Source organism: Marinomonas arctica (assembly GCF_003259225.1).
Taxonomy (GTDB): Bacteria; Pseudomonadota; Gammaproteobacteria; order Pseudomonadales; family Marinomonadaceae; genus Marinomonas; species Marinomonas arctica.
In genome coordinates this window covers 26011-42125 of the sequence record NZ_QHJF01000009.1, presented here as the reverse complement: position 1 = coordinate 42125, position 16115 = coordinate 26011, and the positions used below count along the sequence as shown (strand labels likewise).

12 protein-coding genes are annotated in these 16115 nt (G+C 46.7%); 2 read left to right on the top strand and 10 right to left on the bottom strand.

From position 1 onward, the window contains the following. Nucleotides 1-40: 40 nt before the first annotated feature. Nucleotides 41-1417: a peptidoglycan DD-metalloendopeptidase family protein gene (locus tag DK187_RS06325; protein WP_111606501.1), complete on the bottom strand. Its 1377-nt coding sequence runs from the start codon at nt 1415-1417 to the stop codon at nt 41-43. 445 nt (nt 1418-1862) lie between these two features. On the opposite strand from DK187_RS06325, the gene fdhD reads away from it, so the two are divergent. After that, the gene (gene fdhD / locus DK187_RS06320) at nt 1863-2696 is read left to right on the top strand and encodes a formate dehydrogenase accessory sulfurtransferase FdhD (protein WP_111606500.1); all 834 of its coding nucleotides are present in this window, start codon (nt 1863-1865) and stop codon (nt 2694-2696) included. Then, nucleotides 2689-5016: an FdhF/YdeP family oxidoreductase gene (locus DK187_RS06315; RefSeq protein ID WP_111606499.1), complete on the top strand. Its 2328-nt coding sequence runs from the start codon at nt 2689-2691 to the stop codon at nt 5014-5016. Before fdhD ends, DK187_RS06315 begins: the two co-directional genes overlap by 8 nt. Before the next feature lie 166 nt (nt 5017-5182). Here DK187_RS06315 and DK187_RS06310 read toward each other — a convergent pair whose 3' ends face one another. The 9 genes from DK187_RS06310 to DK187_RS06270 form a co-directional block, all read right to left on the bottom strand. Continuing rightward, entirely contained in the window at nt 5183-6637 is a 1455-nt protein-coding gene (locus tag DK187_RS06310; RefSeq protein WP_111606498.1) for a TrkH family potassium uptake protein, read from the bottom strand. 510 nt (nt 6638-7147) lie between these two features. Then, nucleotides 7148-8080 carry an electron transfer flavoprotein subunit alpha/FixB family protein gene (locus tag DK187_RS06305; RefSeq protein WP_111606497.1) on the bottom strand — a complete coding sequence of 311 codons (933 nt, stop codon included), beginning with the start codon at nt 8078-8080 and terminating at the stop codon, nt 7148-7150. Next, nucleotides 8077-8829, bottom strand: a complete 753-nt coding sequence (locus DK187_RS06300) for an electron transfer flavoprotein subunit beta/FixA family protein (protein ID WP_111606496.1) — start codon at nt 8827-8829, stop codon at nt 8077-8079. The genes DK187_RS06305 and DK187_RS06300 overlap by 4 nt, the downstream gene beginning before the upstream one ends. Before the next feature lie 31 nt (nt 8830-8860). Next, a complete protein-coding gene (locus DK187_RS06295) occupies nt 8861-9271 on the bottom strand; it encodes an acyl-CoA thioesterase (protein ID WP_111606495.1) in 411 nt (136 codons plus the stop codon). Nucleotides 9272-9282: 11 nt separating this feature from the next. Further along, entirely contained in the window at nt 9283-11148 is a 1866-nt protein-coding gene (locus tag DK187_RS06290; protein ID WP_111606494.1) for a feruloyl-CoA synthase, read from the bottom strand. A 115-nt stretch (nt 11149-11263) separates the two neighbouring features. Next, nucleotides 11264-13045, bottom strand: coding sequence for an acyl-CoA dehydrogenase family protein (locus tag DK187_RS06285; RefSeq protein WP_111606493.1), 1782 nt, complete (start codon nt 13043-13045; stop codon nt 11264-11266). Nucleotides 13046-13069: 24 nt separating this feature from the next. Beyond that, nucleotides 13070-13837, bottom strand: a complete 768-nt coding sequence (locus DK187_RS06280) for a 3-hydroxyacyl-CoA dehydrogenase (protein ID WP_111606492.1) — start codon at nt 13835-13837, stop codon at nt 13070-13072. A gap of 290 nt (nt 13838-14127) precedes the next feature. Next, nucleotides 14128-14886: a crotonase/enoyl-CoA hydratase family protein gene (locus DK187_RS06275; RefSeq protein WP_111606491.1), complete on the bottom strand. Its 759-nt coding sequence runs from the start codon at nt 14884-14886 to the stop codon at nt 14128-14130. Between the two features lie 20 nt (nt 14887-14906). Continuing rightward, the gene (locus DK187_RS06270) at nt 14907-16115 is read right to left on the bottom strand and encodes a thiolase family protein (RefSeq protein ID WP_111606490.1); all 1209 of its coding nucleotides are present in this window, start codon (nt 16113-16115) and stop codon (nt 14907-14909) included.

Sequence of the window (16115 nt, the reverse complement as noted above, 5' to 3'; positions counted from 1 at the left end):
TATTAGTTGACATAGCCGATACGACGACTCGATCTCAATACTATTTTATGTTTTTACTTTCGCCTTCGACAGACATCATAGTTAACCAACGTTTAACGTTCGCATCGTACTCGATCCGTTCGGCTTTAGAGATGGATTGAGTGGTCGGTATTTCAGCGGTCATTGGATTAACAGGACGCCCTCTAATATGCAGTTCATAATGTAAATGTGCGCCAGTTGTCCGTCCCGTATTGCCAGACAAAGCAATGACCTGACCACGCTTCACCTTCTGACCTTGCTTCACTAGAATTTTACTTAGATGTAAAAAGCGCGAACTGTAGGGGCCTGCGTAATCCACCACCACATATTTGCCTGCGTATTTATGAGTGGCAATACGTGTCACAACGCCATCGCCGGTTGCTAACACTTCGGTGCCTGACGGCGTTCCAAGATCCACACCGTTATGGGGTGCTGGGTGACCTGTAATAGGATGTAAACGGTTAGCATTAAAGGGAGAAGTCACTCGATATTGCTTACGTGTAGGCCAACGTAACAAGGCGGGTGTTAAACTGTTGCCATCCTGATCATAAAAACGACCATCCGAGTGCAAAAAGGCACGGTAAGTTTGTCCCTGAACCGTAATTTCCAACGCTTCTAATTGGCTTTCACCCACTTTTACATTGTTAATGCTGCCGTTTTTAACCACAAAATTAAAAGTGTCATTGGCTCGAACATCTTTTCGGAAATCCACCCGACCTTTTAAAACATCATTAATAATAAGAATGTTTGCATCAGACAAACCGGCTTTTTTAGCCGAAAGGTAAAAGTTACCAACTATTTTACTATGAACCACTTTGTCTTTATAAGTGATAGGTTTGATCTGTTCTTCATAAACAAAACCACCACTGTCATGTTGAACATATGAGACACTTTTACTGATATCAATGCGCCGAGTAAGAGAGAGTAACTCGCCATTTTCATCTAATTTAAAGGTAAATTTATCATTCGGTAGTAGAGGCTCCAGCACTAAATACTCTTGATCCGCCTCAAGCACAGCGTACATCGACTCTCTGGACAAGCCAAGACGGGCAAAAATACGCTCCAACGTATCGCCAGACTTAATCACATAGTCTATTGAAGGAAGCGGCGCAGTGACTTTTTCTACGTTTTTCAATGGGTCTGTTGTCACCAAAGAATCATAGTCGTTGTCTTCGTCCGTGTTGGCATTTTCCCTAACAGCAGGCTTTCTAGTTGTTAATTCTTTTTTCGCCGTTATCTCTTTTTTACTGTTGGGCAACGTAAAATCTTTTGCATCCTCTGTGGGCGATACAAGCGATTCATACACAAATAACAAAATAACAAAGACAAAAAATAGAATAGATAACCAAACTTTGGGACCAGACAAGGCCCAACGTGAGAGGCGTGTTATAAATTGCATAAATAAAAACTCATTAAACGAAGATGCGGTTCACTAAGAACCCAACTATGCACTAACCCATAGTTCGGACATACTCTCAAATATAGGACAAAAACAAAGCCATGCTTTGTAGCATATGCTTATTTTCTTGCCACTGGTGGAATGAAAATAATCACAATCCATGCCCTTTTAGCGTATGGTTTTACACATCCCATACGGATAGGACATTTAGTGTGCAATTTTTCGGCGGGCGTAGGATACGGCATTTACCTAGCTAAAGAAATACTTCGCCAATTGAAAGCCGCTTCATACTGTTTTTCCAAGGCGTTTTCTAGTTAAGACATTTAATAGGCTAAATTTCTGTCGTTTTCTTGCATATAACACACGCAAAACCATTGGACGCTTATGGTGACACTACGTAGTATTAAAGGATCGATCTTAATCCCTAACTCAACTGAAACACATTATGCAGTCTTTGTCTTTTGTCAGTTCTCAAAGCGTCTCTTTTAATCGTTGTGACACATCAAACCCATTAGAGTCGACTGACTTAGTGGAAGAAATGCCACTTGCCATCAGTATTAATGATATTTCTTATGCCGTTATGATGGTCACCCCAACGCATTTGGATGCCTTCGTTATTGGTTTTGCTCGTAGTGAAGGTCTAATTGAACAGATTAACGATATACGGGATTTGGATATTCAGCGCACGCAAACACCATCAGGCATTGACAGTATTGCCATCAATGTGGTGCTGAGTCCACGTCGATTTGCTCAATTTAAGCAAAGAAAAAAAGCCCATCTTGGTGCTACAGGTTGCGGGCTGTGTGGAACAGAATCCTTAACCCAAGCCATCCCCAGTTTAGCAGCACTTCCACCCTGCCAAGTCATGGAAGAAACGGCGCTAATCGCATTAAAATCACGTTTGTCTGAATTCCAAATATTAGGCAATAAAACGGGGGCGGTACATGGTGCCCTATTAATCTCACCTGACGGCAGCCCAATAGTCTGCATGGAAGACATTGGACGACATAATGCCCTTGATAAGGTGATTGGCTATGCACTGCAACAGGATATAAACTTACAAAATCACAGTGTTTTGATGTCAAGCCGATGCAGCACAGAGCTGGTACAAAAAGCCGTACGCGTGGGGCTATCTAGATTGATTCACCTAGCCTCGCCAAGCACATTGGCCGTCAAGCTTGCTCAGCATTACGGGCTAACACTGATTCATTTACCCAAGCAAGATGCGCCTCGAGTATACGCATCTTCAATCCCGTTAAAGGACTCAAACAATGAGTAAAAAAACCGATTTTTACACACCCTACAAAGGACCGGCTGGAGGCTGGGGCGCATTACAAAGCACCACCAAACACTGGCTAAAAAGTGAAAATGCCGTACGTAACATTCACACTTTACTAAAAACCAATCAGCCCCATGGTTTTGATTGCCCGGGCTGTGCTTGGGGAGAAAAACACGATCCTGCGAAAATTCGCTTTTGTGAAAATGGTGCCAAAGCCGTTAACTGGGAAGCCACTTCTCGTAAAGTCGATGCTGCCTTTATGGCCGAACACAGCGTAAGCTGGTTAAACACGCAAAGTGATTACTTTCTAGAATATCAAGGTCGACTCACAGAACCCTTGCGCTACAACCGAGAAACCGATCACTACGAAGCCATTTCTTGGGAAGACGCTTATCGACACATTGGCGATACGCTAAAAAAGCAAGCCGATCCTAACACTGTGGCGTTTTATACCTCTGGACGCGCCAGCAATGAAGCCGCGTTCTTATATCAGCTGTTTGCTCGTGCTTATGGCACCAATAACTTTCCAGATTGCTCAAACATGTGCCACGAAGCCAGTGGTTATGCGCTTACCAGCAGCATTGGTATCGGTAAAGGCACAGTGGAAATTGATGACTTTGAACGCGCTGATGCGGTATTTGTCTTCGGTCAAAACCCAGGCACTAACCACCCTCGTATGCTAGAAACCTTAAAAGAAGTCGTGCAACGTGGCGCACAACTACTCACCTTCAATACGCTACGGGAACGGGGTTTAGAACGTTTCCAAAACCCTCAAAGTCCAGTGGAAATGCTCACCAATGGTTCAAAGCCAACCAATACCGGCTACTTCTGTCCAAAAATTGGCGGCGATATGGCCGTGGTGCGCGGCATGGTCAAGGTGCTTATCGACTTAGAAGCAGCGGCTCAACAAGAAGGCAAAGCCGTTTTTGATCATGACTTTATCAAACAACATACCCAAGGCTTGGATGCCTATCTTGAGCAGGTCAAACAAACCTCTTGGCAAGACATTATTGCTCAATCAGGCCTAAGCAAAGAAGACATCACTCACGCTGCTAACGTTTACGCCCAAGCAGAAAACGTTATTCTGACGTGGGCAATGGGCATCACTCAGCACCACCATTCTGTGGCGACCATCCATGAAATGGTCAACTTAATGGCACTACGTGGTAATTTAGGCAAGCCAGGCGCCGGAGTTTGTCCTGTGCGCGGTCACAGCAATGTGCAAGGCGACAGAACCATGGGCATTAATGAGCGCCCTTCTCAGGCCTTCCTGGATGCCTTAGAAAAACGCTTCCACTTCACGCCACCACAAGAACACGGTTTGGCCGTTGTGGATACCATCCGTGCTATGCGTGATGGCAAAGTCGGTGTCTTTATCGCCCTTGGTGGTAACTTTGCCGCTGCCACACCGGACACACAAGCCACAGTGCAGGCATTAAAACAATGCCAACTTACGGTTCAAATCAGTACTAAACTCAACCGTTCTCACCTGATTACGGGCACTGAGGCGATTATACTGCCTTGTCTTGGCCGTACCGACATAGATCATCAAGCAAAAGGCCAGCAAAAAGTCACCGTAGAAGACTCTTTCAGCATGATTCATGCTTCTGGCGGCGTATTAGAACCCTTAAGCAAAGAACAAAAATCCGAGCCAGCCATTGTCGCAGGCATTGCCGCGGCGACTCTCGGCAACTTCCCAATCGATTGGAACGAAGTGGTCAGCGACTACGACCTAATTCGTGAACACATCGCTGCTGTCGTTCCGGGCTTCAATGACTTCAACCAGAGAATTTTACAAGATGGTGGGTTCTATCTCGGCAACAGCGCACGAGAAAGAAACTGGAAAACCCCTTCAGGAAAAGCCATTTGCCATAGCCATGTATTACCTGAGTCTATTTTGCCAAAACGTGCGCAAGACTTGCTGTCAGACAAAACCCTCATATTACAAACACTGCGTTCACACGACCAATACAACACCACAATTTATGGTATGAACGACCGATACCGTGGCATAAAAGGCGAACGCAAAGTGGTCTTTATCAATCCAGCCGACATACAACGTCTCGGCTTTGAAGAAGGTCAAAGCGTGACATTGCGCTCAATTTGGGATGATGGTGTTGAGCGCAAAATCAGTGGCTTCAAACTGGTTCCTTATAGTATTCCAGCGGGCAACATTGCCGCTTACTACCCAGAAACCAACCCATTAGTTCCGCTCGATAGCCATGGGGAATTCAGCAATACGCCAACCTCAAAAAGTATTGCCATAGAGTTAGAAGCTTACGAAGAAGAAAGCAACGGCATCGCAGTTGCTGCGGTTTAAGTAAGACTAACTTGTTTATACGTCACTTCCTCGGAAGAGGTAGTGACGTTAAAGGTAATCACCTGTAGATCAACGGCATTCGTTTTGCGACAGCCTCGGAAGAGGAAGTGACGAAGGGTTGTTAGCGGCAGAGAATTTGCCCTAACAGATGAAAATAAAACACAGGTCAATGACGCCACATAACGGGGAAGAAAAGCACCAACACGGTAAAGTATTCTAATCGCCCCAAAATCATCGCAAAGCTCATCAACCATGTACCAGCATCACTCAATGGCGCAAAGTTGCTACCAAGTTCAGCAAAACCAGGACCCAATACATTTAAACAAGCGGCAGTGGCGCTTAGAGACGCCATAAAGCTCATTCCGGTTGCCATCAATAAAAGCGTAAACACCACGGTCACAATGGCAGCCAAACACATAAAACCCATTATCGAGTGGCGCACAGACTCACTGATGGTTCGCCCCTGAAACTTCATCGCAAACACGCCACTTGGGTGTACTAAACGCTTGATTTCCAAACCGATCGATTTAACCGAGATAATATTACGGATGACTTTATTCCCGCCAGCCGTCGAACCTGCACAACCACCGATATAGCCAACAAAAATTAATACTATCGAAGTGACAGCAGGCCAAGAGCCAAAATCTGTTGCGGCATAACCGGTACTGGTAATAAACGAAATCACATGAAAAAAAGATTGGGTTATCGACATCCAAAAGCCCTCTTCCGACTTTGTTTGGAAGAGAAACAAAGCTAATAGCAAGGCCACAACAGCAATAATCCACAAAAAGCCATGAGTTTCTTCGTCTTTCCAATACAGCTTAATACTGCGGGCAATATAGACACGATAATGCAAAGCAAAATTCACTGCCCCCAACACCATAAAGAGATTACAAATCCACAAAATTAGCGGACTGTTAAAATACCCCATACTGGCATCATGGGTAGAAAAACCGCCTGTAGAAACCGTGGTAAAACTGTGACCAATTGCATCAAACGCCGACATGCCTGCCACGTAATAACTCAGCGCACACAATACCGTAATCGCCAAATACACCATCCATAAATAATGCGTCGTGCTGGACATACGGGGAGAAAGCTTATCGTCTTTAATCGGACCCGGCGTTTCCGCTTTTAAAAGACGCATGCCACCTATGTTAAGCATGGGAAGAATAGCGACCACAAAAATCACCACGCCAAGCCCGCCCATCCACTGCAAAAACTGACGATACATCAAAAAAGTCGGCGGCATATCATCCAATCCAGACAAGATTGTGGCACCAGTGGTCGTTAGCGCACTAATGGACTCAAACACCCCATCCGTAAAAGAGACCTGCGCAATCGTGATAATAGGAATCGCGCCTAATATGCCAACACACAACCAAGTTAAACTGGCGAACAACATCGCCTCTCGAGTGTTAACCGAAGGCAAGGGAATGTTCTTAAAGCCCACCAACAGAATCAAAGAAATGATAAACGTAGCAATAGCTGGCGTAACAAAGGCACGGCCTACGCCATCCTTAAAATACATAAAGGACAGCTCGCCAAACACAAACTGGACCACGCTCATCCAAATACAAGGCATGGTCAGCAAACGCACAATCAACAATGGGCGAATCATCGGAAGCGGCCACTCCTATAAACAATCGACATCGAATAATACGGTAAAACGAACGGCCAAGCCGCCTGACAGAAATGTGATCCACCCCGTGCTTTTTACAAACAAACCAACACTGAGTGAATTGGTGCGCACACTATAAGGCAATCAGACCTTTGACTCTAGACTCAACCTTTTTCATCCACCCAAAACACAAAAAAAACTTAAATATGTAAACAGTGTGGACGAATTGCGCATCCTGTGCTTTTATTAAACAAAATAATAATGAATAAACACTTCAGAAAGGAACGGCTATGGAAAACATAATTCTCGTTGATTTTTTTCACCTCACTGCTCTTGCCACCACGGTTTGCTGTTTTTTAGTGATCAGCGGCAAACGCGTCATTGAATTGTGCTCTCAAACCCATTCGAGCAAATAAAAAAAACCGAGCCTAAGCTCGGTTAATATCACCAAATTGACAGTTAACGGTCTTGTAGCACAGACCGTTATATTATTACTTAAGCGCTATCGCTTCAAAGCTTGCTTGTCATCTCAGGCAGAACCACAAACAGATCCCCCACCAAACCATAGTCGGCCACTTGGAAAATAGGCGCGTCTTCGTCTTTGTTGACCGCCACGATAACCTTAGAGTCTTTCATACCCGCCAAATGCTGAATCGCGCCAGAAATACCAAACGCCATGTACAGATCTGGTGCAACGATCTTACCAGTCTGTCCGACTTGCAAATCATTCGAGACAAAACCCGCATCCACCGCCGCACGAGACGCCCCAACCGCTGCGCCTAATTTATCGGCTAAGGCTTCCACTAGCGCAAAGTTAGCGCCACTGCCCACACCACGGCCACCTGACACTATGCGACTGGCACTGGCAAGGTCTGGGCGAGTTGATGCCGTGATGTCATCCGATTGCCAGCATGACAACCTGTTCTCTACGCTAAAGTCCACCGACTCAATCTCGCAAGCTTGAGCACTTTGTTGAGTCGTTCTATCAAAGGCAGAGGCTCGCACGGTAATGACTTTTTTATCGTCCAATACCGTCACTGTCGCAATAGCATTACCCGCATAAATCGGACGTTTGAATTGCTCGGCACTCAATACCGCGCAAATATCCGACACCTGACCCACATCCAATAAGGCTGCCACTCTGGGCATGAAGTCTTTCGATTCAGAGTTAGATGGAGCAATAATGTGTGAATAATGCTCGCTCAGGTGAACAATGAGATCCCCCATCGATTCTGCTAAAGCATGTTCATAGCAACCAGCGTCCGCACAGATAACCTTACTCACACCAGACAAACGTGCCGCCGCGTCAGCCACTGCCGCGATATTGTTACCAGCAACTAAAACGTGCACGTCATGACCAATCTGATGAGCGGCGGTCAACGCAGACAAGGTAGATGAGGCCAAGGCAGTTGAAGTATGTTCTGCTACTAATAACGTCATCATGAAATCACCTTTGCTTCGTCTTTTAGTTTACGGATCAATTCATCCACCGACGCCACTTTCACACCCGCACTTCGCATGGCTGGCGCTTCGACTTTATCTAATCGACAATGGGCTTTTGCTGTCACGCCTAAGTCTGCTAACGACAAGGTTTCTAAGGGCTTACGTTTGGCTTTCATGATGTCTGGTAATTTGGCATAACGGGGTTCATTAAGGCGCAAATCCGTCGTTACAATCGCCGGCAGTGTCAAAGCAATCGTGCGTAAACCACCATCAATTTCACGCGTCACTAACGCTTGGTCGCCGTCAATAACCAGCTTGGAGGCAAAAGTTCCTTGTGGGCGCTTGATCAATGCCGCCAACATTTGCCCCATTTGATTATTATCTGAATCAATCGACTGCTTACCCAGTATCACCAGTCCAGGCTGCTCTTTTTCGATCACTGCAGCAAAGGCTTTGGCGACATTTAACGGCTCTATTTCGCCGTCGGCCTCAACCAGAATGCCGCGATCAGCCCCCAACGCCATGGCATTACGCAACTGCTCTTGGCTTTGAGCGGTGCCCACGCTGACAACAATGACTTCCGACGCCACACTCGCTTCTTTTAAACGCACGGCCTCTTCGACCGCGATCTCACAAAAGGGATTCATCGCCATCTTAACGTTGGTTAAATCCACATTGCTCTGATCCGCTTTAACGCGCACCTTGACGTTATAATCAATCACACGCTTAACACCCACAACTATCTTCATACTGTCCTCTTTAGCACCAGTCTTTTCAGCCCTAACTCAACATACGCGCTTTAACTGCTTCAGGAATGGCTTTGGCTTTCATCGCTCCTGAGTCATCATGACAGGCCCAAACACGCTTTTCTAAGCACTCCACCGCCAGATCATCACCATTGAATAGCTGATGACGAATCCCAAAACTGGCGCGGCCTACCTGAGTGAACTCACTCTTAATGGTGACCTGATCACCGTATTTAGACGGTTTAAAAAATTGTGATCGAGTATCCACCATGGGAAACCCCACGTCTTTTAATTCATCTCGAATATAACGCAGTGGATAACCCATGGCCTCAAATAACGCCCCTGTTGAGGCATCAAAAAAGGCAAAATATCGCGGGTAAAACACGATATCGGCGGGGTCGCAATCGCCCCACTCGATGTGTAATTGACGCTCATTTTTAAACATGACGCGCCCCCTTACAGACTGATCACCAAATCCGATAGCGGCTCTTGATACAGCAATGCAATTTGATCTTCACGATGCGCTTGCACCGCGCGTTGATTCAACGAGCCTTTATCCGTAATTTCATGGGCATCAATACTCGGTGGCACAGCCTGCAAGAGAATGCGTTCGACAACAGTAGAGCTTCCCGTGCTCTGTTTCGCAAACGCCACCAGCTTCTGTTTAAAAGCATCACGCACCGCGCTATGAGCAATAATGTCTTCGTTCGTTTCCTGCAAATCATGTGGCAGGATGGCCTGACAATGGGCCCAATCAGGAAAAATTAACGCGGTGATATAACCACGGTTGGTACCGCATAACACCACATCTTGCACAAAGGGCGCGAAGGCACTGATGAATTTTGCCCGTAAAGTGCCAGCACTGACCCAAGTACCGCTGTCCAATTTAAAATCTTCGGATACTCGGCCATCGAAGCGAAAACCACGCTGCGGTGCGTTTTCATCAAGATAAGCGATGGCGTCACCTAAACAATAATAGCCTTCTTCATCAAACGCTTTCGCTGTCAATTCTGGTTGACGCCAATAACCCGGCATCACCGTTTCCGCTTTGACACGCGCTTCTAACTTGCCCTCATTTGGCACCAACTTAATGGAAACCCCTGGCGCTGGCACGCCAATCACACCGGATGTGGATTCTTCAACTGAAGCAAAAGTCGCAGAAGGCGCGGTTTCTGTACAACCCAACCCAGTCACCATGGGGATTTTCTTGCCAGTATATTGAATCGCTAAAGCATCCAAATCATCCCAAATATGCTGAGCCAAACCTGCAGCAGCAAAGAAAGTAAACTGCAAACGGGCAAAAAACTTCTCCGCAAGTTCACTGTCGGCTTTTAGATGCTTCACCAACAACTCAAAACCTTTTGGCACGTTAAAATACACAGTTGGCGACACTTCGGCCAAATTGCGTAAGGTCTTGGCAAACAGTTTTTCGGTTGGTTTACCATCATCAAGATACAGACTGCCGCCGTTATACAAGGCAATCCCGATGTTATGGTTGCCACCAAACGTATGATTCCAAGGCAACCAGTCCACCATAATCGGCGGCTGATCTTTCAAAAATTGCATAACCTGATGAATCATCACCTGATTAGCACAAATCATACGCTGGGTATTAATCACGCCTTTTGGCATGCCTGTGGTACCCGATGTAAACAAAATTTTCGCAATGGTATCACCAGTAACCTGAGCGTTCTGAGCATCAACCGCCGCCGATTCTGGGTAATCCCAAGCAGACTGAAAGGAGATAACGGGATTAGCAATCTTTGCCGCCACGGCGTTCTCAAGGCTATTGCCATTCAACACCATCACGGGGATTTGATCATCATGACACACGGCTTGAATGGCAGATTCATAAGGCGCTAATTGATCAACCACTATCATACCGGGGGTCAAAATATCAAAAATCCCCTGCAGTTTTGTATAGTCCGTCGCAATAAGAGAATACGCAGGAGACAGCGGCGAATGGGCAATACCCACATACATGCCCGCTAACGCCAACATTAAATGTTCCAAACTGTTGCCACACAGAAAGACGATTGGGCGCTCAACCGAAACAGGCTGGGTCAATAGCCAAGAGGCGATCTTGCGCACTCGGGTAACCGCCTGTGCATAGGTCACCTTCTGCCATTCACCTTGTTCATCACGTTCTGCAACAAACAGCTGGTCTGGTGTTTTTTCCGCCCAATATTCAAGCTGATCCGTCCAGCAGCGGGCATAGTCATCTAACGCCTTTTGACTATTAATGATTTGCACACCATCCTCTCGTTTCTCAATATCAATAGGATGGGCAACGACTTTAATAGGATGAAATTCACCGTTCATTTTTTGCTCCCACAACCACTTTGGTTATTTTTATGCGGCTAGAGTGTTAGGGCGTGATTTATAAACCACGGCCGAATTATTATTGTTTTCTCGACTTCAGACCTTACGGCCTATTTTAAAATTCATATTCGCTAAGGCCTAAGCCAGCGTTTTCAACGACCTTCAACGCCGCCATGGCTGACGGCAAACGGTAAGCACCATAAAAAGCCACCATGGCCTTAATATTTTGCTCGTAAGAGACGTCATGACTGTCCTGTGCTTGCTGATAGGATAAGGTGCTACAAAGCTGCCACATACAACACAACACACCCATCGCCTCTAAAAATGGCACAGATACGGCATGCAGAGACTCAATATCAGAGTCATCACTTAACAAGCGTGAACTCAATACAGCTTCCACCGCAGCAAGCACTTGCAAGGCTTCTTTCGCCATAGGCGCCAACATCGCGTCTGACTCAAAAGGGCGAATATGTTGAGCCATTTCTGCCAACAACTCAGTTATCGCCTTACCCTGATCACCACGCACTTTTCTAAACATCAAGTCTCGGGCTTGAATCCCCGTTGTGCCTTCATAAATCGTCGTAACCCGTGCATCACGCATGATTTGCGCCACACCGGTTTCCTCCACAAAGCCCATACCACCAAACACCTGAACCACTTGCCCCGCCATCACATTGGCGCGCTCAGTGGCAAAGGCTTTAAAGATCGGCGTCAACAAAGCGACTCGGTCTTTTTTCGATTGACTGTTTTTCGAGGAATGATCAGCCGCCTCGGTCGCATCAATTTGCGCCGCAATCTGATAACCCAAAGCACGTAAGGCAAAGGTTTCCGAACGCATGTCTAACAACATGCGCTTCACATCAGCGTGTTCGACAATAGCGACTTTTTCGCCTTGCTTGTTAGTGCCTTGGGTGCGCTCATGGGCGTAGGCTAAAGCACGTTGATAACCTAATTCACCTAAGGCCACACCTTGCAAACCACAACTTAAACGGGCTTCGTTCATCAACACAAACATCGCCATTAAGCCTTGATTCAGCTCCCCCACTAATTCGCCAATACAATTGTCTTGATCGCCATAACTAATGGAGCAGGTTGGGCTGCCATGAAGTCCCATTTTGTGCTCAATGCCCGTACAACGAATATCGTTGTACTCCCCTAACGCCCCGTTGTCCGTCACCCGATACTTGGGCACGATAAATAACGAAATGCCGCGACTCCCTGCTGGCGCATCGGGGGTTCTCGCCAACACCAAGTGAACAATATTGTCCGTCAGATCGTGCTCACCATAGGTAATGTAGATCTTCTGCCCTTTGATTTTATACGTACCGTCAGACTGGAGAATGGCCTTAGTATTCAACGCCCCTAAATCCGATCCGGCATTCGGCTCGGTCAACGCCATTGCCACGGTCCATCCACCACTCACAATGTTGGGCAAATAGCGGTTTTGAATGGCGTCGCTGGCAAAGTTCAATAGAATCTCTGAACCGCCCTGAGCCAAGGCTTGAAACATCACAAAGGCCAAATTGGCCGACAACCACATTTCATTAACCGGCTGAGCGATGTACTTAGGAAGGCCTTGTCCACCAAATTTTTCTGGCAACGCCAGACCAATCCAACCTGATGCAGCAAATTGCTGATACGCCTCTTGCCAGCCATCTGGTGTGATGACTTTTCCCTGTTGCCCATGGCCGTCTTGAAAGCGACAGCCTTGCACATCGCCAACGGAATTCAATGGCGCAAGCACGCCAGCGGCGAATTTCGCCGCTTCTTCCATCACCGCATTGGCCAACTCAGGATCAAAACCGTCTAGCGACTCCAGCGCCGCTAAATCTTGTTGATGATAGGCTTGTGCCACCAGCCGTTGCATATCTTTATAAGGCGCTAGATAGGTCATCATCGACTCCAGAATACAATCATCAAACTACTTCGCAGCCATACGAATCGCACCATCAAGACGAATCACTTCGCCATTGAGCATGCCATTTTCAATGATATGTTGCGCTAACGCAGCGTATTCATCTGGCTCGCCAAGACGCGGTGGGAATGGCACAGATTCGCCCAAAGACTTTTGCACCTCTTCTGGCAATACATCCATCATGGGGGTTTTGAACAAGCCTGGCGCTATGGTCATCACACGAATACCAAAGCGTGCTAACTCACGGGCAATCGGTAGCGTCATAGCACAAACCCCACCTTTAGAAGCCGCATAGCCTGCTTGACCAATCTGACCATCAAACGCCGCCACAGACGCCGTATTAATAATCACACCACGCTCTAAATTCGCTTCTTGTTCGTTGTGCTGCATCTTGTCAGCCACCAAGCGAATCATGTTAAAGGTACCGATTAAGTTTACTGACACCGCACGCTGAAACGATGCCAAACGATGTGGACCCTCACGACCAACGATACGTTCTGCGCCCGGAATCCCCGCACAGTTGATCAAACCACTGATTGGGCCAAACGCTTCAACGGCCTTGTCAATCGCACTTTGTACCGAATTTTCATCAACGATGTCTGTCACACAACCTTGTACTCGTTCCCCAAGGTCCGCCTTCACACGGGCCAAGCCCGCTTCATTCACATCGGCTAAAGTGACTTTCGCCCCCAAACCATGTAAACGACGCGCAACCGCTTCACCAATACCCGAAGCCGAACCGGTCACCACAAAATGTTTGTCTTGAATTTGCATCTAAATACTCCTGATCTTGCTGTTATTTTTATGACAAAGGGCAGATTTATTCAGTCTTTTCCTTGTTCTTTGATAAAAAGAATCTTGGCATTTGATTCACGCTGACGCGTTGAGCTTGCGAAACAGGCGCAAGTGCTTTTTATTTTAAGAACTGAATACCAAGACTCCCCTCGTTCCTTGATAAAAAGAGCCTTAGTATTTGATTCACGCTGACGCGTTGAGCTTGCGAAACAGGCGCAAGTGAATTGAATACCAAGGCTCATGCTATGCATTGCCACAAGCAAAACCTCTTAACTTTTCTTGCGGTTCAAAAACGCCTCAATACGCGCTTTTACTTCGTCGCTGGTTTGCGTGATACCGCAAAGTAGTGACTCGGTATACAAACCCTCTTGTGCCGACATATTGCTAATACGACTAAGCCCAGTCGTCATTGCCCAATTGGAATATTTCGAGTTTTTGCCAATGCCTTCTGCTATCTCAAAGGCTTTCGCCAAGGCTTCACCGTTACCAACCACATAATGTGCCAAACCTATGCGCAACCCTTCGTCCGCTCTTACATCTCGGCCCGTTAACATCATCTCTGTCATCCGACTCGCACCAATCACATTCGCCACGTTGACAGACGCACCACCACCAACAAAAATGCCATGCTTGCCTTCAGGTAAACGATAGAAAGTATTTTCTTCACTGACTCGCACATGGGCACAAATCGCCAGCTCCAAACCACCACCAATCACAGCACCATGCATAGCGGCGACCACTGGAATACCAGAATCACTAATATGACCAAACACCCGATGCCACATGTTGGAATGCTTCACCACTTCAAACGGCTCACGGGCTTTATGCTCTTGTAAATCCAGACCAGAGCAAAATTCAGGGCCATTTCCAGAAAACACAATGACATTGACATCATCGGTTAAATTCAAAAACACCTGTTCGATTTCAAGACACAAGCGATCATTAATGGCATTTTTTTTCTCTGGACGATTCAGCTGCAAATGCGCGATGCCGTTTTCTACGCTGTAATTAATAAATTGATATGTCATCTTGGATTACCTTTAAAATTTTATAATGAGCGATCTGAAACCTTGATAACCACCGCCATACCGGTATCACCTGCCGCGCAGCCTGTAAACAAACCATAACCGCCGCCTTTTATGACCAACTCTTCAATCAGCTCAATAATGGCGCGCATACCGGTTGGCCCTTGAGGGTGACCCCAAATCAACGAACAACCATAGTTATTCATCGTCATCACATCGATGCCCATGGCTTTCGCCAAAGCCACATCATTCACCGCAAATGGGTTGTGCGTTTTAATAGCGGAGACTTGTTTGATATCAATACCCGCTACCGCTAGGGCGCGTTTCGCCGCCTCAATGGGCGCGGCTGGCATATAAGCCAAATCATCGCGTGCTTGCCCAAAACCTAGCACTTCAATTCTGATTTCAGGACGAGCCGTAAGGGATGCCACGTCTTCTGAGCGACAAAGAATCGCCGACGCATTACCATCAGCGGGATGCGTTTGGTTACCGTAGGTAATGACTCCGCCTTCTTGAATGGGCTTCAGCTTCTGCAAGCCTTCTAGCGTCGTTGGGAACACCCCTTCATCACCCGTAATAACCGTTTCTTCTTTTTTGAAGTTAGCGGTTGGCACAGACAACGGCAGCGTCATATAACGCTTTTGAAAAGCTTGATCGTCTTTTAACGCATCTTGATACTGCTCATAACGACGGAAAGTAACCAGATCCAATTCTTCACGGGTAATATCAAAGCGCTTAGCCACGTTTTCGCCGGTTTGCATCATCGAATGGCCGCCAACACAATCGTTCATCATGTTGTAAGTCACTTGATCTTCTGACGCGCCAGCTGGGCCTTTGGCATTCGGATAATAAATATGTGGGCCATTTGAGCAACGATCTGCCGTGATCAACAAAGACACCTTTGCCATACCACAGACAATTTCTGACGCCGCAGCAAACAAACCACGCGCACTGGTCGCACACACTTGATTCACTGCGTGGCCTGCGGTGTTTACCGCACCAATGTCATACAAAGGCCAAGGCGCACCGTTGAAAGATTGGTACTGGTTCACTGTCATGCCCAATACGCCTGAGTCAAAAATCAACGGATCGATATGACGTTTGGCTAACTCGGCTTTCGCCACATGGGCGGCAAACTTCATTGAATGCAAATGCTGTAATGAGCCTTGCCACTTAGTGAACGGCGTACTCCAATAAGCGCCGTAAGGAATTTCGACATTCTTGATAGACAT